This window comes from Pseudomonas sp. MWU12-2319, from assembly GCF_023242525.1.
In the GTDB taxonomy this organism is placed as follows: Bacteria; Pseudomonadota; Gammaproteobacteria; order Pseudomonadales; family Pseudomonadaceae; genus Aquipseudomonas; species Aquipseudomonas gingeri_D.
Genome location: NZ_JALJES010000002.1, coordinates 55706 through 76897 on the forward strand (window position 1 = coordinate 55706; position 21192 = coordinate 76897).

Annotated in this window: 18 protein-coding genes and 1 pseudogene; 12 read left to right on the plus strand and 7 right to left on the minus strand. The window is 60.2% G+C overall.

Features of this window, described 5'->3' with window-relative positions; genetic code table 11:
• Positions 1-33: 33 nt before the first annotated feature.
• Entirely contained in the window at positions 34-831 is a 798-nt protein-coding gene (locus M5C01_RS02990; protein WP_103495902.1) for an iron-containing redox enzyme family protein, read from the plus strand.
• A 162-nt stretch (positions 832-993) separates the two neighbouring features.
• Here the strand turns inward: M5C01_RS02990 and M5C01_RS02995 are convergent, their stop codons facing one another.
• The 5 genes from M5C01_RS02995 to M5C01_RS03015 all read right to left on the minus strand — a co-directional run bounded on the left by M5C01_RS02995 (position 994) and on the right by M5C01_RS03015 (position 5764).
• Positions 994-1920: a GGDEF domain-containing protein gene (locus M5C01_RS02995; RefSeq protein WP_152737265.1), complete on the minus strand. Its 927-nt coding sequence runs from the start codon at positions 1918-1920 to the stop codon at positions 994-996.
• A 273-nt stretch (positions 1921-2193) separates the two neighbouring features.
• On the minus strand, positions 2194-2934 hold the full coding sequence (locus M5C01_RS03000; protein WP_152737266.1) for a YciK family oxidoreductase: 741 nt from the start codon (positions 2932-2934) through the stop codon (positions 2194-2196).
• Positions 2935-2970: 36 nt separating this feature from the next.
• Complete coding sequence (mupP, locus tag M5C01_RS03005; RefSeq protein ID WP_152737267.1) at positions 2971-3642, minus strand: N-acetylmuramic acid 6-phosphate phosphatase MupP; 672 nt, start codon at positions 3640-3642, stop codon at positions 2971-2973.
• 3 nt (positions 3643-3645) lie between these two features.
• Complete coding sequence (ubiG, locus tag M5C01_RS03010; protein WP_100939083.1) at positions 3646-4344, minus strand: bifunctional 2-polyprenyl-6-hydroxyphenol methylase/3-demethylubiquinol 3-O-methyltransferase UbiG; 699 nt, start codon at positions 4342-4344, stop codon at positions 3646-3648.
• An 88-nt stretch (positions 4345-4432) separates the two neighbouring features.
• Positions 4433-5764: a TRZ/ATZ family hydrolase gene (locus M5C01_RS03015; protein ID WP_152737268.1), complete on the minus strand. Its 1332-nt coding sequence runs from the start codon at positions 5762-5764 to the stop codon at positions 4433-4435.
• A gap of 109 nt (positions 5765-5873) precedes the next feature.
• On the opposite strand from M5C01_RS03015, the gene mtnA reads away from it, so the two are divergent.
• From mtnA to ihfB, 10 genes and pseudogenes are all read left to right on the plus strand, one after another.
• Positions 5874-6950 (plus strand): S-methyl-5-thioribose-1-phosphate isomerase, encoded by a 1077-nt coding sequence (gene mtnA / locus M5C01_RS03020; protein ID WP_152737269.1) that lies wholly within the window; start codon positions 5874-5876, stop codon positions 6948-6950.
• Positions 6951-7277: 327 nt separating this feature from the next.
• Positions 7278-9929: a DNA gyrase subunit A gene (gyrA, locus tag M5C01_RS03025; RefSeq protein WP_152737270.1), complete on the plus strand. Its 2652-nt coding sequence runs from the start codon at positions 7278-7280 to the stop codon at positions 9927-9929.
• Between the two features lie 92 nt (positions 9930-10021).
• The gene (gene serC / locus M5C01_RS03030) at positions 10022-11107 is read left to right on the plus strand and encodes a 3-phosphoserine/phosphohydroxythreonine transaminase (RefSeq protein WP_103495991.1); all 1086 of its coding nucleotides are present in this window, start codon (positions 10022-10024) and stop codon (positions 11105-11107) included.
• Positions 11107-12201: a prephenate dehydratase gene (gene pheA / locus M5C01_RS03035; RefSeq protein ID WP_017129662.1), complete on the plus strand. Its 1095-nt coding sequence runs from the start codon at positions 11107-11109 to the stop codon at positions 12199-12201. Before serC ends, pheA begins: the two co-directional genes overlap by 1 nt.
• 11 nt (positions 12202-12212) lie before the next feature.
• Positions 12213-13325, plus strand: coding sequence for a histidinol-phosphate transaminase (hisC, locus tag M5C01_RS03040; protein WP_103495894.1), 1113 nt, complete (start codon positions 12213-12215; stop codon positions 13323-13325).
• Positions 13318-14268 (plus strand): annotated as a pseudogene (locus tag M5C01_RS03045) (prephenate dehydrogenase/arogenate dehydrogenase family protein); the annotation flags it as partial. The gene hisC and the pseudogene M5C01_RS03045, both read left to right, overlap by 8 nt.
• A gap of 5 nt (positions 14269-14273) precedes the next feature.
• Complete coding sequence (cmk, locus tag M5C01_RS03050; protein ID WP_100939089.1) at positions 14274-14963, plus strand: (d)CMP kinase; 690 nt, start codon at positions 14274-14276, stop codon at positions 14961-14963.
• A 120-nt stretch (positions 14964-15083) separates the two neighbouring features.
• Positions 15084-16775: a 30S ribosomal protein S1 gene (gene rpsA, locus M5C01_RS03055; protein WP_100939090.1), complete on the plus strand. Its 1692-nt coding sequence runs from the start codon at positions 15084-15086 to the stop codon at positions 16773-16775.
• 186 nt (positions 16776-16961) lie between these two features.
• Complete coding sequence (locus tag M5C01_RS03060; RefSeq protein WP_152737272.1) at positions 16962-17243, plus strand: hypothetical protein; 282 nt, start codon at positions 16962-16964, stop codon at positions 17241-17243.
• A 122-nt stretch (positions 17244-17365) separates the two neighbouring features.
• Positions 17366-17659, plus strand: coding sequence for an integration host factor subunit beta (gene ihfB / locus M5C01_RS03065; protein ID WP_121138149.1), 294 nt, complete (start codon positions 17366-17368; stop codon positions 17657-17659).
• A gap of 468 nt (positions 17660-18127) precedes the next feature.
• On the opposite strand, the gene cysC is transcribed toward ihfB, so the two are convergent.
• Both cysC and M5C01_RS03075 read right to left on the minus strand, forming a co-directional pair.
• Positions 18128-18727: an adenylyl-sulfate kinase gene (cysC, locus tag M5C01_RS03070; protein WP_152737273.1), complete on the minus strand. Its 600-nt coding sequence runs from the start codon at positions 18725-18727 to the stop codon at positions 18128-18130.
• 64 nt (positions 18728-18791) lie between these two features.
• Positions 18792-19844 (minus strand): glycosyl transferase, encoded by a 1053-nt coding sequence (locus M5C01_RS03075; protein ID WP_152737274.1) that lies wholly within the window; start codon positions 19842-19844, stop codon positions 18792-18794.
• Between the two features lie 267 nt (positions 19845-20111).
• Between M5C01_RS03075 and M5C01_RS03080 the strand changes: the two genes are divergently transcribed.
• Positions 20112-21131, plus strand: coding sequence for a glycosyltransferase family 4 protein (locus M5C01_RS03080; RefSeq protein ID WP_152737275.1), 1020 nt, complete (start codon positions 20112-20114; stop codon positions 21129-21131).
• Positions 21132-21192: the final 61 nt, after the last annotated feature.

Here is a 21192-nt window from a genome sequence, read left to right on the forward strand (position 1 = left end):
CTGCTTAAATCACCACTCAGAAGGAGCCCGACAGTGATCGACACTTTCAGCAGAACCGGCCCACTTATGGAGGCCTCCAGCTACCCCGCGTGGGCGCAGCAGCTCATTCAGGACTGTAGCGAGAGCAAGCGCCGGGTTGTCGAACACGAACTTTACCAGCGGATGCGCGACAACAGGTTGAGCGCGAAAACCATGCGCCACTATCTGATTGGCGGCTGGCCGGTGGTTGAACAGTTTGCGTTATACATGGCACAGAACCTCACCAAGACCCGTTTTGCCCGCCATCCCGGCGAGGACATGGCGCGGCGTTGGCTGATGCGCAATATCCGCGTGGAACTGAACCACGCCGACTATTGGCTGCATTGGAGCCGCGCCCACGGCGTGACCCTCGAGGACCTGCAGGCACAACAGGTCGCGCCCGAGCTGCACGCGCTGAGTCATTGGTGCTGGCATACCAGTTCGGCCGATGCGCTGATCGTCGGGATTGCCGCGACCAACTACGCCATTGAAGGGGCCACCGGCGAGTGGTCGGCGCTGGTTTGTTCGACGGGGGTCTATGCCGCGGCTTTCCCGGAGGAAGACCGCAAGCGTGCGATGAAATGGTTGAAGATGCATGCCCAGTACGATGATGCCCATCCGTGGGAAGCGCTGGAAATCATCTGTACCCTGGCCGGCAACAATCCCGCCAAGGCACTGCAGGTCGAGCTGCGGCAGGCGATCTGCAAGAGCTATGACTACATGTATCTGTTCCTTGAACGTTGCATGCAGTTGGAACATGGGGAAAAGGCTCCGGTCGCCCGCGAGCGCCAGGCCGCTCTCGCCGAGGGCTGACTGCTGGCACCTCGATCCTGAGTTCGATGCAGTCACTGTGGGAGCCGGCTTGCCGGCGATAGCGGCCGATCAGGCGATGCAAGGCTCACAGGCCTCATCGCCAGCAAGCTGGCTCCTACAGGGGTTGCGTGCAGTCTTGAATTTCCGGTTTGTGTCGCGCGTTCAGCCCGCCATGGCCAGGCGGTTGCGCCCTTCGCGCTTGGCCACATATAGGGCATTGTCCGCGCGGCGCAGCAGGCTTTCGGTGGACTCCCCCGGCAACAGTGTGGCGCAACCCAGGCTCACCGTCAGGTTGATCCGCTGGCCATCGCAATCGTAATCCTGGTCTTGCGCCGCATAACGCAGGCGCTCACCGACCAATGCCGCGGCCTCGCGATGGGTATTGGACAGCAGGATCAGAAACTCCTCGCCGCCATAGCGGAACACCCGGTCGACATTGCGCAGTTGGTCCTTAATCGACGTGGCGACGATTTTCAGCACCTTGTCGCCGGCGCTGTGGCCGTGGTTGTCATTGATCTGTTTGAAGTGGTCGATATCCAGCATCAGCACCGAAATCGGCTGGCTATGGCGGCGCGCCAGTTCGAATTCCCGCTGCAGGGCCTGCTCCATGGCGATGCGGTTGCCGGTTCCGGTCAGCGGGTCGCGCAGTGCGCAGCGGGTAGCGGCGCGGTAGAGCAGGGCGTTGCGCATCGGGTACAGCAGGCTCGCCAGCAGCGACTCCAGACTGCCCAGTTCCTGTTCATCGAATCGGCTGCTACGGCGGAATATCAACTCGCCCAATTGCTCGCCCTCATGGCTGAGGCTGTAACTGATCAAGTGATGGCCGCGTTGGCCGAACTCCAGGCGCAAGTCGCTGGCCGGGTGCAGGTAGCTCAAGGCATCCAGTGGCACCACGCGCAGGATCTCGCGGAAGAAGATGTCCAGGATGCGTTCCGGCTCCAGGCTGACCTGCAACTGCAAGGCCAGTTGATGGCGCAGTTGGGCCAGGCTGATGGGGCGTTGCTGGGCGGGCGGGAGCTGGCCAAAGCCCAGACGTTGCAATCTGGCGCGATCAAAATCAATTGCGTTGGTCTGGGTTGGCGTTTTCATGGTGGTGAGCCCCTAAGCACAAAATACGGTCTTACAGGGTGGGCGAGAGCGGCTTGGCGGCCACTCTCACGCTGTGTGTTGAGGAAGTTAGAGCGAAAGTCGTGCCAATCGGTTCAATCGAATAAAAGTCGTTTGAATTCAGCGATTTGATTTTTCGAGAGGCGCACCGTTGGCTGGCAAGGGCGGCAATTGTTTGACTTGCACTGATGGCTTTTTGGGGGCGAGTTGCCGCGTGCCAGTATTCCGGCACGCGTGGCGGGGTGAGGCGAGGATTTACTGTGCGTCGAAGGCCTGGCCGTTGACACCGCTGCTGTCGGGTCCCATCAGGTACAGGTAGACCGGCATGATCTGTTGCGGTGTCGGGTTGTTTTCCGGGTTTTCGCCGGGATAGGCCTGGGCGCGCATGCTGGTGCGGGTGGCGCCGGGGTTGATGCTGTTGGCGCGCACCGGAGCCACCGTGTCGAGTTCGTCGGCCAGGGTTTGCATCAGGCCTTCGGTAGCGAACTTGGACACGCCATAGGCCCCCCAATAGGCGCGGCCTTTGCGGCCGACACTGCTGGAGGTGAAGATCACCGAACCGTCCCGGGACAGCTTGAGCAGCGGCAGCAAGGTGCTGGTCAGCATGAACATGGCGTTGACGTTGACGTGCATGACACGCATGAAGTTTTCGCCGGAGAGCTGTTCCAGCGGGGTACGCGGGCCGATGATCGAGGCGTTGTGCAGCAGGCCATCGAGGTGGCCGAATTCGGTTTCGATCATGGCCGCCAGTTCGTCGTACTGGTGCGGCAGGGCGGTTTCCAGGTTGAACGGGATCACGGCCGGTTGCGGGTGGCCGGCGGCTTCGATCTCGTCGTAGACCTGGCTCAGGTTGGCTTCGGTCTTGCCCAGCAACAGCACGGTGGCACCGTGGGCGGCGTAGGTCTTGGCGGCGGCGGCGCCGATGCCGCGGCCGGCACCGGTGACCAGGATGACGCGGTCCTTGAGCAGGTCCGGGCGGGCGGAGTAATCGAACATGGCTAAACCTCTACAAATGTAAAACAGCTGGCAGGCTCAACAGCTGCACAGCGCGTTATCCAATACCTTGCGCAGCTCCAGCGGATGGTCGACCACCACATCGGCGCCCCAGTGGTCAGGGTTGTCGTCCGGGTGGATGTAACCGTAGCGCACGGCGGCGGTACGGGTACCGGCGTCGCGACCGGACTCGATATCGCGCAGGTCGTCACCGACGAACAAGACGCTGGCCGGGTCGAGATCGAGCATCTTGCACGCGAGGATCAGTGGCTCCGGGTGGGGCTTGCTGTTCGTCACATGGTCCGGGCAGATCAGCAGCGCCGAGCGCTCTGCCAGCCCCAGCTGTTGCATGATCGGCTCGGCGAAGCGCAGCGGCTTGTTGGTGACCACGCCCCAGAGCAGATTGGCCTTCTCGATGTCGACCAACAGCTCGGCCATGCCGTCGAACAGGCGGCTATGGATGGCGCAGGCCTTGAGGTAGCGCTCGAGGAACTCCTGGCGCAAGTCTTCGAAGCCCGGCGACTCGGGGTCCATCATAAAGGTCACGGCGACCATGGCACGGGCACCGCCGGAGATCTCGTCGCGAATCGACCGATCGGCAATTGGCGGCAGGCCGCGCTCGGCGAGCATGGCCTGGCAGATGGCAATGAAGTCCGGCGCAGTGTCGAGCAAGGTACCGTCCATGTCGAAGAGAACCGCTCTCAAACGCATCGGTTATTCCTCGCGCAGGGTCTGGATCATGTAGTTGACGTCGACGTCCGCCGCCAGCTTGTAATGCTTGGTCAGGGGGTTGTAGGTCAGGCCGATGATGTCCTTGACCGCCAGGCCCGCTTCGCGGCTCCAGGCACCGAGCTCGGAGGGGCGGATGAATTTCTTGAAGTCATGGGTGCCGCGCGGCAGCAGGCCCATGATGTATTCCGCGCCGACGATGGCGAACAGATAGGCCTTGGGATTGCGGTTGATGGTGGAGAAGAACACCTGGCCGCCGGGCTTGACCATACGGAAGCAGGCGCGGATCACCGAGGACGGGTCGGGAACGTGCTCGAGCATTTCCAGACAGGTCACCACGTCGAACTGCTCGGGCATTTCCTCGGCCAGGGCTTCGGCGGTGATCTGCCGATACTCGACGCTGACACCGGACTCCAACTGGTGCAGCTGGGCCACGGCCAGGGGCGCTTCACCCATGTCGATGCCCATCACGGTGGCACCGCGCTGGGCCATGGCCTCGCTGAGAATGCCGCCGCCGCAACCGACGTCGAGGACCTTCTTGCCGGCCAGCTTGACCCGTTCGTCGATCCAGTTGACCCGCAGCGGGTTGATGTCGTGAAGCGGCTTGAACTCGCTTTCGCGGTCCCACCAGCGATGGGCGAGGGCTTCGAACTTGGCGATTTCAGCGTGGTCGACGTTGCTCATGGACTATCCTCTAAAGCTTGGAAATCAGGTTGATGTCGCCCGCCGGGCGTTGCGTCATCTTCAATTCATGCACTCTATGGCGCGTCAATCAATGCTTCTGGGCGCCGATGCGCTGGCCCCAGGCCCGGGCCGTGGCGCCTAACTGCTGTTCGTCCAGGCGAGTCAGGCGGCGGTCTTCGAGCAGCGGCTTGCCGCCGACCCAGACATGTTGCACGCAGTCGCGGCCGCTGGCGTAGATCAGTTGCGACACCGGGTCGTAGATCGGCTGCCGGGCCAGGCCTGACAGGTCGAAGGCGACCATATCCGCGGCTTTGCCGACTTCCAGCGAACCGATCTCCTGCTCCAGGCCCAGGGCCCGGGCGCCATTGAGGGTCGCCATGCGCAGCGCGCGGTGTGCGTCCAGGGCCGTGGCGGAACCGGCGACGGCCTTTGCCAACAAAGCGGCGGTACGGGTTTCGCCGAGCAGGTCGAGGTCGTTGTTGCTCGCCGCGCCATCGGTGCCCACGGCCACGTTCACGCCGGCTTGCCACAGGCGCTCCACCGGGCAGAAACCGCTGGCCAGTTTCAGGTTCGATTCCGGGCAGTGGATCACGCTGCTGTTGCTTTCTACCAGTAATGCCAGGTCGTCATCGCTGATCTGGGTCATGTGCACGGCCTGGAAGCGTGGGCCAAGCAAGCCGAGGCGGCCCAGGCGCGCCAGCGGACGCTCGCCGCGTTGTTCCACGGACTGCTGCACTTCAAAGGCGGTCTCATGCACGTGCATGTGGATCGCGGCATCGAGCTCTTCGGCGATGACCCGGACTTTTTCCAGGTTTTCGTCGCCAACGGTGTAGGGTGCATGGGGACCGAAGGCGATCTTGATCCGTGGGTGATGCTTCAGGTCGCCGAACAGCTCGATGGCCTGGCGCAGCGACTCATCGATGCTGGCGGCGCCGGGGATCGGAAAATCGAGGATCGGAATGGCGATCTGCGCGCGCATGCCGCTGTTGTGCACGCGTTCGCTGGCGATTTTAGGGAAGAAGTACATGTCCGAGAAACAGGTGATGCCACCCTTGAGTTGCTCGGCGATGGCCAGGTCGGTGCCATCACGGACGAAGGCTTCGTCGACCCATTGGGCTTCGGCGGGCCAGATATGCTGCTCCAGCCAGGTCATCAGCGGCAGGTCGTCGGCCAGACCGCGAAACAGGGTCATGGCGGCATGCCCGTGGGCGTTGACCAGGCCGGGGGCGAGCAGGGTTTCCGGCAGTTCGCGGATCTCCCTGGCACCGAGTTTCAAGGCCTCGGCCCGAGTGCCGATAAAGGCGATACGTCCGTCACGAATGCCCAGGCCATGCTCCTTGAGTACCACGCCGGCGGGCTCGACCGGGACCAGCCAGGTCGGCAGCAGGAGAAGATCGAGCGGGGCGGCGGTATTCGGCATCGTGGACGGCTTCCGGGCTTTATCTGAAATAATGGCGAAGTATACCCGAGCGCCCCCACGGGGGGATCGCTATAATCGGCGGCTTTTGTTCCGGAGTGTGGGGTGAATCATGCGCGATCGGCTATTGGCTGCGGAAAAAGTGAAGGCCATCGATTGGCGTGATGGTGCCTTGTATCTGCTCGATCAGCGCATTTTGCCGTTCGAGGAAACCTGGCTGGCCTACGACAGTGCGGCGGGGGTCGCCGAGGCGATTCGTTCGATGGTGGTGCGCGGTGCGCCGGCCATTGGTATCAGCGCGGCGTACGGTGTCGTGCTGGCGGCACGGGCACGTCTGGCCGCGGGCGGCGACTGGCTGGCGGCGATGGAAGTCGATTTTGCCTTGCTGGCGAACTCGCGACCCACCGCGGTCAATCTGTTCTGGGCCCTGGACCGCATGCGTGAGCGTCTGGAGCGGGTCAAGGATGGCGCCGATCCGCTGGCGGTCCTGGAGGCCGAGGCGATGGCGATCCATGAAAGTGATCGCGAGGCCAACCTGACCATGGCGCAACTGGGGGTCGACCTGATCCGCAAGCACCAGGGCAATGCCCAGGCGATTCTCACCCACTGCAATACCGGCGCCCTGGCCACCGGCGGTTTCGGTACGGCCCTGGGGGTGATTCGCGGGGCTTTCCTGGAAGGGATGGTCGAGCAGGTCTATGCCGATGAAACCCGACCCTGGCTGCAAGGCTCGCGCCTGACCGCCTGGGAGCTGGCCAACGAAGGCATTCCGGTGACCCTGAACGCCGACTCGGCCGCCGCGCACATCATGAAGACCAAGGGTGTGACCTGGGTGATAGTCGGGGCCGACCGCATTACCGCCAATGGCGATGTGGCCAACAAGATCGGCACCTATCAGCTTGCGGTCTGCGCGATGCACCACGGCGTGCGTTTCATGGTGGTGGCGCCGAGCTCGACCGTCGACATGGACCTGGCCAGTGGCGACGATATCCCGATCGAAGAACGCGACGGCAGCGAGCTGTTGAGTGTTGGCGGTCATCGGGTCGGGGCCGAGGTCGAGGCCTTTAATCCGGTCTTCGACGTGACGCCTGCGGACCTGATCGATGTCATCGTGACCGAAAAAGGCATCGTCGAGCGTCCGGACACCGCGAAGATGGCCCAATTGATGTGTCGAAAACGCCTGCATTGACCGGCTTTTGTCCCTGGCCATGGGGTATTTTATGGGCCCAAAAGGCAGTCATTTTGCCTCTAAGCCCCTCTCGGCGCGCTCCCGGTCGGTTGCAGCGGCCGCCCGTCTACTTCCTTGCCTCTGCCGGGGTAGGTGCGTGGCGGCGATTGTGATAACATCCGACGGTTTCCAGGGCAGCCCGAACCGGCTGCCTTCACTGCGCAGATCCAAGGCATAACTCGTTGATTTGTCGTAAGTCGTTGCAGGGCATCAGGCCCGCGGCGGCGAGCTTCGTTCGTCCCAAATGGATGTGACGAAGTTTCACCAGAAAAAGGAATCAGGCTTCTCATGGGCGAACTGGCCAAAGAAATCCTCCCGGTCAATATCGAAGACGAGCTGAAACAGTCCTACCTCGACTACGCGATGAGCGTGATTGTCGGGCGGGCACTGCCTGATGCGCGCGATGGCTTGAAGCCCGTGCACCGGCGTGTGCTGTTCGCGATGAGCGAACTGGGTAATGACTGGAACAAGCCGTACAAGAAATCTGCCCGTGTGGTCGGTGACGTGATCGGTAAGTATCACCCGCACGGTGATACCGCGGTCTACGACACCATTGTTCGGATGGCGCAGCCATTCTCCCTGCGCTACCTGCTGGTCGACGGCCAGGGCAACTTCGGTTCGGTGGACGGCGACAACGCCGCGGCCATGCGATACACCGAAGTGCGCATGACCAAGCTGGCGCACGAGCTGCTGGCCGACCTGCATAAGGAAACCGTGGACTGGGTGCCGAACTATGACGGCACCGAACAGATCCCGGCGGTCATGCCGACCCGTATCCCCAACCTGCTGGTCAACGGCTCCAGCGGTATCGCCGTGGGCATGGCGACCAACATCCCGCCGCACAACCTCGGTGAAGTCATCGACGGTTGCCTGGCGCTCATCGACAACCCCGAGCTGAGCGTCGATGACCTGATGCAGTACATCCCGGGCCCGGACTTCCCGACCGCCGCGATCATCAACGGTCGTGCCGGCATCATCGAGGCCTATCGCACCGGTCGTGGCCGCATCTACATGCGCGCCCGTTCGACCATCGAAGACATCGACAAGGTCGGTGGTCGCCAGCAGATCGTCATCACCGAGCTGCCGTACCAACTGAACAAGGCCCGGTTGATCGAGAAGATCGCCGAGCTGGTTAAAGAGAAGAAGCTCGAAGGCATCACCGAGCTGCGCGACGAGTCCGACAAGGACGGTATGCGCGTGGTCATCGAGTTGCGCCGTGGCGAAGTGCCAGAGGTGATTCTCAACAACCTCTATGCCCAGACCCAGCTGCAAAGCGTATTCGGTATCAACATCGTTGCGCTGATCGACGGTCGCCCGCGGATCCTCAACCTCAAGGACCTGCTGGAAGCCTTCGTCCGTCACCGTCGCGAAGTCGTGACCCGGCGTACCGTGTTCGAGCTGCGCAAGGCTCGCGAGCGTGGTCATATCCTCGAAGGCCAGGCCGTTGCGCTGTCCAACATCGACCCGGTGATCGCGCTGATCAAGGCCTCGCCGACGCCGTCGGAGGCCAAGGAAGCGCTGATCAGCATGCCTTGGGAATCGTCCGCGGTCGTGGCGATGGTCGAGCGTGCCGGTGCCGACTCGTGCCGTCCGGAGACCCTGGACCCGCAGTATGGTCTGCGCGACGGCAAGTACTTCCTGTCGCCGGAACAGGCGCAGGCCATCCTCGAACTGCGTCTGCACCGCCTGACCGGCCTGGAACACGAGAAGCTGCTGGCCGAGTACCAGGAGATCCTCAACCAGATCGGCGAGCTGATCCGCATCCTCAACAGCGCCACGCGCCTGATGGAAGTGATCCGCGAAGAGCTGGAAGTGATTCGTGCCGAGTACGGCGACGTGCGCCGTACCGAGATCCTCGATGCCCGTCTCGACCTGACCCTGGGCGACATGATCCCGGAAGAAGAGCGCGTGGTGACCATCTCCCACGGCGGCTACGCCAAGACGCAGCCGTTGGCGGCCTACCAGGCCCAGCGCCGCGGTGGCAAAGGCAAGTCGGCGACCGGCGTCAAGGACGAGGACTACATTGCCCACCTGCTGGTTGCCAACAGTCACACCACGCTGCTGCTGTTTTCCAGCAAGGGCAAGGTGTACTGGCTCAAGACCTACGAAATTCCCGAAGCGTCCCGTGCCGCCCGTGGCCGTCCGCTGGTGAACCTGTTGCCGCTGGATGAGGGTGAATACATCACCACCATGCTGCCGGTGGAGGAATACACCGAAGGTCATTTCATCTTCATGGCGACCGCCGACGGTACCGTGAAGAAGACCCCGCTGGAAGCCTTCAGCCGTCAGCGTAGCGTTGGCCTGATCGCCCTGGAGCTGGATGAAGGCGACGTGCTGATCAGCGCCGCGATCACCGATGGCGAGCGTGAGGTCATGCTGTTCTCCGACGCCGGCAAGGTCACTCGCTTCAAGGAGTCCGACGTCCGTGCCATGGGTCGTACGGCCCGCGGTGTGCGCGGCATGCGCCTGAACGAAGGGCAGAAGCTGATCTCCATGATTATCCCGGAAGAAGGCAGCCAGATTCTCACGGCTTCCGAGCGCGGCTTCGGCAAGCGCACCGCGATCAGCGAGTTCCCCGAGTACAAGCGCGGCGGCCAGGGTGTGATCGCCATGGTCAGCAACGAGCGTAACGGCCGTCTGGTCGGTGCGGTACAGGTGCTCGACGGTGAGGAGATCATGCTGATTTCCGACCAGGGCACGCTGGTACGTACCCGTGTCGATGAAGTCTCCAGCCTGGGTCGTAATACCCAGGGTGTGACGTTGATCAAGCTGGCCAGCGATGAAACGCTGGTGGGCCTGGAGCGTGTCCAGGAACCTTCGGAAGTCGAAGGTGAAGAACTGGAAGACGGTGTCGAGTTCGACGGCGAAGCGCTGATCGATGACGCAGCCGACGACCAGGCGCTGGATGCAGCGACCGACGAGGCGCAACCGCAGGACTAAAAGCGCCTGTCTGCTCTACTCTCTACCGTAGGCGTAGCCGGTCTGGAGTAGGGCGCAGGCCGGTGTGTATTGAAAGCATAGCGAGAGTGGATGTGAGCAAACGAGCCTATAACTTCTGCGCGGGTCCTGCTGCGCTGCCTGAAGCTGTCCTTTTGCGTGCCCAGTCCGAGCTGCTCGACTGGCACGGCAAGGGCCTGTCGGTCATGGAAATGAGCCATCGCAGCGATGAGTTCGTGTCCATCGCCACCAAGGCCGAGCAGGATCTGCGTGACCTGCTGGATATTCCCTCGAACTACAAGGTGCTGTTCCTGCAGGGCGGCGCCAGCCAGCAATTTGCCCAGGTCGCGCTGAACCTGCTGCCCGAAAGCGGCAAGGCCGACTACATCGAGACCGGTATCTGGTCGAAGAAAGCCATCGAGGAAGCTTCGCGTTTCGGCAACGTCAATGTCGCCGCCAGCGCCAAGCCCTATGACTATTTCGCCATTCCCGGCCAGAACGAATGGAAGCTGTCGAAAGACGCGGCCTATGTTCACTATGTGTCGAACGAAACCATCGGCGGCCTGGAGTTCGACTGGATTCCGGAAACCGGTGATGTGCCGCTGGTCACCGACATGTCCTCGGACATCCTTTCGCGCCCGGTGGATATTTCCCGCTTTGGCATGATCTATGCAGGTGCGCAGAAGAACATCGGCCCGAGCGGTATCGTCGTCAATATTGTCCGTGAAGACCTGCTGGGTCGCGCCCGTTCGATCTGCCCGACCATGCTCGACTACAAGGTCGCGGCCGACAACGGCTCCATGTACAACACCCCGCCGACCCTGGCCTGGTACCTGTCGGGCCTGGTTTTCGAGTGGCTCAAGGAACAGGGTGGCGTCGAAGCCATCGGCAAGCTCAATGAAATCAAGCAGCGCACGCTGTATGACTTCATCGACGCCAGCGGCCTGTACAGCAACCCGATCAACAAGACCAACCGCTCCTGGATGAACGTGCCGTTCCGCCTGGCCGACGATCGCCTGGACAAGCCGTTCCTGGCCGGCGCCGAAGAGCAGGGCCTGTTGAATCTCAAGGGCCACCGTTCGGTGGGTGGCATGCGCGCCTCCATTTACAACGCCGTCGACATCAACGCGGTGAACGCGCTGGTGGCGTACATGGCAGCGTTCGAGAAGGAACACGGCTAATGTCCGAGCAAGAACTCAAGGCACTGCGCCTGCGTATCGACAGCCTCGATGAGAAAGTTCTCGAACTGATCAGCGAGCGCGCACGCTGCGCCCAGGAAGTCGCGCGGGTAAAAATGGCCTCGCTGGCCGAGGGCGAAGTGCCGGTGTTCTATCGTCCGGAACGTGAAGCCCAGGTGCTCAAGCGGGTCATGGAACGCAACCAGGGGCCGCTGGGCAACGAAGAAATGGCGCGGTTGTTCCGCGAGATCATGTCTTCCTGCCTGGCCCTGGAGCAGCCGCTGAAAGTGGCTTACCTGGGTCCTGAAGGTACCTTCACCCAGGCTGCGGCCATGAAGCATTTCGGCCATGCCGTGATCAGCAAGCCGATGGCGGCGATCGACGAAGTCTTCCGTGAAGTGGCGGCCGGCGCGGTGAATTTTGGTGTGGTGCCGGTGGAAAACTCCACCGAGGGTGCGGTCAACCACACCCTCGACAGTTTCCTCGAGCACGACATGGTGATTTGCGGTGAAGTCGAGCTGCGCATTCACCACCACCTGCTGGTGGGCGAAAACACCAAGACCGACAGCATCAGTCGCATCTACTCCCACGCCCAGTCCCTGGCCCAGTGCCGCAAGTGGCTGGACGCCCATTACCCGAATGTCGAGCGCGTGGCGGTTTCCAGCAACGCCGAAGCGGCGAAGCGGGTCAAGGGCGAGTGGAATTCGGCGGCGATTGCCGGCGACATGGCGGCCGGCCTGTATGGCTTGACCCGCCTGGCGGAGAAAATCGAGGACCGTCCGGACAACTCCACGCGGTTCCTGATGATCGGTAGCCAGGAAGTGCCGCCCACCGGCGACGACAAGACCTCGATCATTGTTTCCATGAGCAACAAGCCTGGCGCGCTCCACGAGCTGCTGGTGCCGTTCCACGACAACGGGATTGACCTGACGCGTATCGAGACCCGACCTTCGCGCAGTGGTAAATGGACGTATGTGTTCTTTATCGACTTCGTCGGCCATCACCGTGATCCGCTGGTCAAGGGTGTGCTGGAGAAGATCAGTCAGGAAGCCGTCGCCCTCAAGGTGCTGGGCTCCTACCCGAAAGCGGTTCTGTAAAGGCGTTGATCATGAGCGGTAACTTCCTCGCCCTGGCTCAGCCGGGCGTGCAACAACTGTCGCCTTACGTTCCGGGCAAGCCCGTGGATGAACTGGCCCGTGAGCTGGATATTGATCCGGCGCGGATCATCAAGCTGGCGAGTAACGAGAATCCCCTTGGGGCGAGTCCCAAGGCCCTGGCGGCGATTCACGATGCCCTGGCGGATTTGACCCGTTATCCGGACGGCAATGGTTTCGAGCTCAAGCAGCGTCTGTCCGAGCTGTGCCGGGTGCAGGCCAGCCAGGTGACCCTGGGCAATGGTTCCAACGATATTCTCGAACTGGTCGCCCGTGCCTACCTGGCGCCGGGGTTGAACGCGGTGTTCAGCGAACATGCCTTTGCGATCTACCCCATCGTGACCCAGGCGGTGAATGCCGAGGCCCGTGTGGCTCCGGCCAAGGACTTCGGGCATGACCTGGCGGCGATGCTCGCGGCCATCGACGAAAACACCCGTGTGGTGTTTGTCGCCAACCCGAACAACCCGACCGGTACCTGGTTCGGCCCGAGGGCGCTGGAGACGTTTCTCGCCGCTGTGCCGCAGGATGTCCTGGTGGTCCTGGACGAGGCCTATATCGAATATGCCGAAGGTGTCGACCTGCCGGATGGCCTGAACTACCTGGCAAGCTATCCGAACCTGCTGGTTTCTCGAACTTTCTCCAAGGCCTACGGCCTGGCGGCCTTGCGTGTCGGTTATGCGCTGTCGTCGCCCGCCGTGGCGGATATCCTCAATCGCGTTCGCCAACCGTTCAATGTCAACAGCCTGGCGCTGGTCGCGGCTCGTGCGGCGCTTGACGATGTCGAGTATGTCGCCCGTAGTCGAAGCTTGAACGAAGCCGGCATGCAGCAACTGGAAGAAGGTTTTCGCCAGTTGGGGCTGAGCTGGATTCCCTCGAAGGCCAATTTCATTGCTGTCGATGTCGGTCGTGAGGCGGGCCCGGTGTATCAGGGGCTGCTGCGTGAAGGGGTGATCGTGCGTCCTGTGGCCGGTTACGGCCTGCCGAAGCACCTGCGGGTCAGCATTGGCCTGGCCAGTGAGAACAGCCGTTTGCTGGAGGCGCTGGCCAAGGTCCTGGCCCGTGGTTGATGTCATGTCGATGCAATCTGTGAAGCCTATGATCGGCCGCCTTGTGGTGGTCGGCCTGGGTTTGATCGGCGGCTCCTTTGCCAAGGGGCTGCGGGAAAGCGGCCTGTGCCGGGAAGTGGTGGGTGTCGATCTCGACCCGCAATCCCGTGAGCTCGCGGTCGAGTTGGGCGTGGTCGATCGTGTTGAGGCTGATCTGGCGACGGCTTGCCAGGGCGCCGATGTGATTCAGCTGGCGGTGCCGATCCTGGCCATGGAGAAAATGCTCGGCTTGCTGGCGGGCATGGACCTGGGGCAGGCGATCCTCACGGATGTCGGCAGTGCCAAGGGCAATGTCGTGCGTGCCGCCGGTCGGGCCTTTGGCACCATGCCGCCGCGTTTTGTCCCGGGGCACCCGATTGCCGGGTCCGAACAGAGTGGCGTGCAGGCCTCCAACAGTGCGCTGTTCTGTCGGCACAAGGTGATCCTGACGCCGTTGGCCGAGACCGATCCGTCGGCGCTGGCGACGGTCGATGCGCTCTGGCGGGCCCTGGGGGCGGATGTCGAGCACATGCAGGTCGAGCGTCACGACGAAGTGCTGGCGGCGACCAGTCATTTGCCGCACCTGCTGGCCTTCGGCCTGGTGGACTCGTTGGCCAAGCGCAACGAGAACCTGGAGATTTTTCGCTACGCCGCCGGTGGATTCCGCGATTTCACGCGGATTGCTGGCAGCGATCCGGTGATGTGGCACGATATCTTCCTGGCCAACCGGGACGCTGTGCTGCGTGCGCTGGACAGTTTTCGCGGTGACCTGGACGTCTTGCGCGATGCGGTCGATGCCGGGGATGGGCCTCAGTTGCTGGAGGTATTCCAGCGTGCGCAAGCGGCGCGCGAGCATTTCGGCAGAATCCTGGCCCGCCGGGCCCGCAAGGGCACCTTGAACGCCAATGATGATCACAAAGAGGCACGGTCGTGAATATTCAAGCTCCAGTTATCACCATTGACGGGCCGAGCGGTTCGGGCAAGGGCACGGTCGCCGGGATCCTGGCCAAGCGCCTGAACTGGTGCCTGCTGGATTCCGGCGCCCTCTATCGGTTGCTGGCATTCGCCGCGCGCAACCATGGGGTCGACCTGACCAACGAGGAACTGCTCAAGGCCCTGGCCGCTCATCTGGATGTACAGTTCGTCGGTGCGACCAGTGATCGTACGGCGCGGATCATCCTCGAGGGCGACGACGTCACCGAAGATATCCGCAACGAGCAGGTCGGCGCCTGGGCTTCCCAGGTCGCGGCGTTGCCGGCGGTGCGCGAGGCTTTGCTGCAACGCCAGCGGGCGTTCCAGGAGCCGCCAGGCCTGGTGGCCGATGGCCGGGACATGGGCACGGTGGTGTTTCCCGATGCGCCGCTGAAGATTTTCCTGACCGCCAGCTCCGAGGAGCGGGCTCGTCGCCGGTACTTGCAGTTGAAGGCCAAGGGCGATGATGTTAGTCTGTCGAGTCTGCTAGATGAGATACGTGCACGCGATGAGCGTGACACCCAGCGAGCGGTAGCCCCGCTCAAGCCGGCGGCTGACGCCATACAGCTGGATTCCACGGAATTGTCCATCGAGCAGGTGCTGGAACGCATCATGAGCGAGATCGCCATTCGCGATATCGCCGGGTGACCAAGAGGTGTGCAGGGGACCAGTCATAGTCCTGCGCGGCTTCTTTCATATGAACGTAACCCACACCGTCTGGGGTGTGGCAGATGGGCGTATTCTTCGCCCTTATCAACAGGAATTAAAATGAGCGAAAGCTTTGCGGAACTCTTTGAAGAGAGCTTGAAGACCCTTAATCTTCAGGCTGGTTCGATCATCACCGGTGTTATCGTTGATATCGATTACCAAGCTCGTTGGGTCACTGTCCACGCCGGTCTGAAGTCTGAAGCTCTGATCCCGCTGGAACAGTTCTACAACGATGCTGGCGAGCTGAACATCAACGTCGGTGACGAAGTTCACGTGGCGCTGGATTCGGTTGAAGACGGCTTTGGTGAAACCAAGCTGTCCCGTGAAAAAGCCAAGCGCGCTGAATGCTGGATCGTTCTGGAAGCAGCCTTCGCAGCCGAAGAAGTGGTCAAGGGCGTTATCAACGGTAAGGTTAAAGGCGGCTTCACTGTCGACGTTAACGGCATCCGTGCGTTCCTGCCAGGTTCTCTGGTTGACGTCCGTCCAGTGCGCGACACCACGCACCTGGAAGGCAAAGAGCTCGAGTTCAAGGTCATCAAGCTCGACCAGAAACGCAACAACGTTGTCGTTTCCCGTCGCAGCGTCCTGGAAGCCGAGAACTCCGCCGAGCGTGAAGCTCTGCTGGAATCCTTGCAGGAAGGTCAGCAAGTCAAGGGTATCGTCAAGAACCTCACCGATTACGGCGCATTCGTCGATCTGGGTGGCGTCGATGGCCTGCTGCACATCACCGACATGGCTTGGAAGCGCATCAAGCACCCATCGGAAATCGTCAACGTTGGCGACGAGATCGATGTCAAGGTTCTGAAGTACGATCGCGAACGCAATCGTGTTTCCCTGGGCCTCAAGCAACTGGGCGAAGATCCATGGGTTGCTATCAAAGCCCGTTACCCAGAAAGCACTCGCGTCACCGCTCGTGTTACCAACCTGACCGACTACGGCTGCTTCGCTGAGCTGGAAGAAGGCGTTGAAGGCCTGGTACACGTTTCCGAAATGGACTGGACCAACAAGAACATCCACCCTTCGAAAGTCGTACAAGTCGGCGACGAAGTGGAAGTCATGGTTCTGGACATCGACGAAGAGCGTCGTCGTATCTCCCTCGGCATCAAGCAGTGCAAATCTAACCCATGGGAAGATTTCTCTGGCCAGTTCAACAAGGGCGATAAAATCTCCGGCACCATCAAGTCGATCACCGATTTCGGTATCTTCATTGGTCTGGACGGCGGCATCGACGGTCTGGTTCACCTGTCCGACATCTCCTGGAACGAAGTGGGCGAAGAAGCCGTTCGTCGTTTCAAGAAGGGCGACGAGCTGGACACCGTTATCCTGTCGGTTGACCCAGAGCGCGAGCGCATCTCCCTGGGTATCAAGCAACTGGAAAGCGACCCGTTCTCCGAGTACGTCTCGGTTAACGACAAAGGCGCCATCGTTAAAGGCATCGTGAAAGAAGTTGACGCCAAAGGCGCCATCATCGTTCTGGCCGACGATATCGAAGCGACTCTGAAAGCCTCCGAAATCAGCCGTGACCGCGTTGAAGACGCGCGCAACGTTCTGAAAGAAGGCGAAGAAGTAGAAGCCAAGATCATCAGCGTTGACCGCAAGAGCCGCGTGATCCAGCTGTCGATCAAGTCGAAAGACGTTGAAGACGAAAAAGAAGCCATCCAGAGCCTGCGCGACAAGCCAGCTGCTTCGGATGCTCCAGTCGACACCACTCTCGGTGCTCTGCTGCGTGCTCAGATGGAAAAACAGAACTAAGTTCTGTCGGACCATAGAAAAAGGGCGACTTCGGTCGCCCTTTTTTGTGCCCACGATTTGACGTTCAAAATCTGAAACGAATTCAGGGTGGCGACGGTCTTATTTATCAGTGTAAAAACGTTTGTCGTCAGGATCGTAGATTTGTGCTTCGTGAGCGGTTCGGGGAGCGCGTCAGTAAGGAAAGGAATGAGCAAGCTAATGGTTGTCCTCGCGTTGCTGTTACTTGCGGGGTGCGTCACCCAGGCGACGACTCACGTCAGGCGGGGCGTGAGCGGTGTCGAGATCGACTGTTCGGGACTTGGGTCGGACTGGGACAAGTGTTACACGCGGGCTGCCCTTGAGTGCAAGGCTCAGGGCTATAAGGTCGTCACCCGGTCCAGCGATGCCAAGGATGAAGGGGATGGCTATCTTTTCGGCTGGAATCCGGCTGGCGCCGTCACTCGCACCATGCTGGTGATTTGTAATTAGACGATCCTGTTCCTTGTTTCTTCTGCATGCAGATAAGTCAATAGATGGGCTGTTCAAAACCTTCCGCTCATGCTAAAACCTTCGAAGTGCTTTCCTAGCTGCTTGAAAAAGAAGGGAAAAATATGACGAAGTCGGAGCTGATCGAACGAATTGTCACCCATCAGGGGCTGCTTTCATCCAAGGATGTGGAGCTGGCCATCAAGACCATGCTTGAGCAAATGTCCCAATGCCTGGCAACCGGCGACCGCATCGAGATCCGCGGGTTTGGGAGTTTTTCGTTGCATTACCGCGCTCCGCGGGTTGGACGAAACCCCAAGACCGGGCAGTCAGTGAGCCTGGACGGGAAGTTTGTACCGCATTTCAAGCCGGGGAAGGAGTTGAGGGATCGGGTGAATGAGGACGAGGAAGAGGGTTGAGTCACAAGGGGAGGATGATTCGTCCCCTATCCGTGTGAGTTGCCGACGCATGTCTATCCCATCACTTGCTTCGGCGTGAAAATCCAAGGCTGGAACCGTATGCGGTAGTTCCGCAGATACAGGGCCGCGTGGGGGGCAGATGACTGCCATTTCTGTCGCGATCCGCTCAACTGGTTGTATGCCGTCAACCGACCACTGATTTTCGTTGTTGCTCAAAAGAGCTGTCCAGCGTTCGCACGGACAAAAAGCGACTCTGTGTCCTCTCATCCTGAGCAAATTCGGCTGGCAGTTCTCCCCAGAACAGCAGATGCCAGAGCTGCCATAACTTCATCCAAGCCTCGAAGTCAGCCCCTGCGTGAGCGGCTTGTTTATCTTTGCAACGCACTTCCCAGGGATTCTGGGTTTCTAAAGTAGCCGCAAACGACGGTGTTTACATAAGCGTCCTTGTTCAGGTAGTGGTAGAGCTGATTAATGCGGACCGTTGATCAGGGCGATTAATTGATCCACCCCGGCATCCAGATCCACATTTTGCGTGTCGATCCTCAAGTGGGGCTGTTCGGGGACTTCGTAAGGAGAAGAAATTCCGGTGAAGTTCGGCAGGTTGCCCAATCTGGCTTTGTTGTACATGCCTTTCGGGTCACGGGACTCACAGACCCGCAATGAGGTGCTGACATGAACCTCACGGAAGTGCTCGGCTCCGATGATTGTCCGGGCCAGTGCACGATCCTGGGTGAAGGGGGAAATAAAGGCCGCGATGACGATGAGCCCGGCCTCGTTCATCAATTTCGCCACTTCTGCCACGCGGCGGATATTTTCCGCCCGATCCTCGGCGCTGAAGCCCAGATTGCTATTGAGCCCATGGCGAACATTATCACCATCGAGTACGAAAGACAGTTGCCCCTTATCCAGCAGGCGTTGTTCCAGCGCAAAGGCCAGGGTCGACTTTCCCGAGGCGCTCAAACCTGTCAACCAGACGGTGATCGGTTTCTGACTCAGCAAGCCCTGGCGGTCTTCCGGTGTCACCTGACTGGCATGCCACATCACGAGCGGAGGTTGTGCGTCGGTCATAAAGGGGCGGTCCTGAATACGTTATGAAGTTTGATATCGGCCGGGTGGTGCAAGACTGCAATAGTCAACGGCCTCTGGGAGGCGGGGTGCCTGCACGAGCGTCTGAAAGCAAGCGAGTTGCCGAAAAGCGTGTTGCCCACAGATTGTCCTGGCGAAACGCCTGGATCCTTGAAGAATTGCAGCGATAGTCAAGCGCCTGTTGGCTTGTCAGGCGTAGATCGCTGTTTTCATCGATCAGCCATACCGCCGTTTCTTTATCGCGCAGGGCCATTTCACCGAAGCGAGTGGAGATCACCGGCAGGCCAAGCGAACGGTATTCGTAGTATTTGATCGGATCGACGGAGGCTGTCAGACGACTGAGCTTGAATGGGATCAAGCCAACCGAGAACGTCGCCATGGCGGCAATGGCTTCGGCATGGGGGCGCTCAGGTAATAACTCGATATTCCTTGGTAGCAGGCAGGGCGGAGGGGTAAAGATCGGGCCGATCAGTTGTATCCGGTTTTCGGGGTTGGCCTGTGCCAGCGCGATGATCAGGTCCCAGTCGAACCAGCTGCCAATCGTTCCCACATAGCCTAGCAATTGTTGCTTGGTATCCAGCACTAGCGATTCGAGGGGGGCCAGTTTCTGGATATCGCAAGCATTCAGGGCCAACTCCACCTTGTCTCCCATGGCGCCCAGCGTTTTACCGATGGCGGTGGAGGAGACCAGGATTTTCGATACTCGCTCCACGAGCAAGCGCTCGCGAGTGGCCATGGAGCGACGAGAAATCCCCTTGTAGAAGGCCGGAAAATCATCCATGGCATCGTAAACCGCATAGCTTTCGGGCATGCGCTCAATTAGCTGCAGCGCAAGCTCCGAAGGTTTACCGACGCAAATCATGCAGGGATGTTCCGCGGTGAAAGCATGGGCTTTGTTGATGATCTCGCGCCAGAGCAAGGTTTGAAGCAGACCCGAGCCCGGAATGGGCTCGATGGGCAAAACCTTGAGCTTGACCACCTGTAGCCACTCAAGGGACAACTCCTCTTTGGTGGCTGGAGCTGGAGCAGCGGTTTTGCGCTTGAAATCGGATTGTCTCGGCAGTCTTGTGGGGTATGGATCCCCGAGGCTCAACGTCAATTCGGTTTCATGCCCCGTTCCTTTGAGCTGAGCGATACAGACCTGCCTTGAGGCTCGGTACCCCACGGCCAGCCGCTTAAGACAAGGCTGATTTCATCACCTGGCTGTGCGGGGAATCGACACTCTCCGCGAGCTTTCACTTTCTTTTGCCGGCAGGCAGAGCCTGACGTGCCATTGCGATGTTGCGTAGAATGGTGAATTGAATTCGCGGGCTTCGCTCTTTGCCTTGGCTTGTTTGTGGCCAATGTTTCAGGAATTTTGAACTAAATGATGATTTTGCTGCTGTGCGCGTTCGTATTGGTCTCCTCATTATTGTTGACCGGTGCGTTACGCCGATATGCGTTGGCTCGCAGTTTGATGGATATTCCCAATGGGCGTAGTTCCCATTCTGTTGCCACGCCGCGGGGTGGTGGTGTGGCGATCGTGCTCGGTTTCCTGATCGCATTGCCGGTTCTAGCCTGGATGGGCATGATGCCAGTGACGGTATTCTTGGCACTTTTTGCGGCCGGTGCCGTTGTCGCTATAGTAGGTTTTCTCGATGATCATGGGCATATAGCTGCTCGTTGGCGTTTATTGGCTCATTTTTTCGCCTCTTGTTGGATCCTGCTTTGTTTGGGAGGCGCGCCAGCCTTCAATTTGCTCGGAGCAGAGGTCAATTTGGGCTGGCTGGGGCATATCCTCGCGGCTTTTTACCTGGTGTGGATGCTTAATCTCTATAATTTCATGGACGGAATTGACGGGATTGCCAGTGTCGAGGCTATTTTTGTGTGCCTCGGTGCTTGTCTTGTCTATGAGCTGGGCGGGTATGAGAGGTTGGCGTGGGCTCCGTTGTGCCTGGCAATGGCCGTTGCCGGCTTTCTTTATTGGAATTTTCCACCCGCACGCATTTTCATGGGCGATGCAGGCAGCGGTTTTCTAGGCATCATGCTGGGAGGGCTTTCTCTCCATGCCGCTTGGCATTCGCCTCATTTGCTGTGGGTCTGGTTGATTTTGCTGGGCGTATTTATCGTCGATGCGACGTTTACGCTGGGACGTCGACTGCTCCGTGGAGACAAGGTGTATGAGGCCCATCGCAGCCACGCCTATCAATTTGCCTCGCGTCAGGTAGGGCGTCATTTACCCGTTACCCTGGCTGTACTCGGGATCAATATTGTCTGGTTGTTGCCCATCGGCTTGTGTGTCGGCTTGTCTGTGGTGGACGGTCTCACCGGTATGTTGTTGGCTTATGCTCCTTTGGTGTTTATCGCGGTCAGATTTCATGCGGGTGAGTTGGAGAAGGTTGTTTAATCTGTCCTGGCCTGTAGCAGGGTTGGGTGATGGTCGATCCAGGACGATGACATTTTGCAGG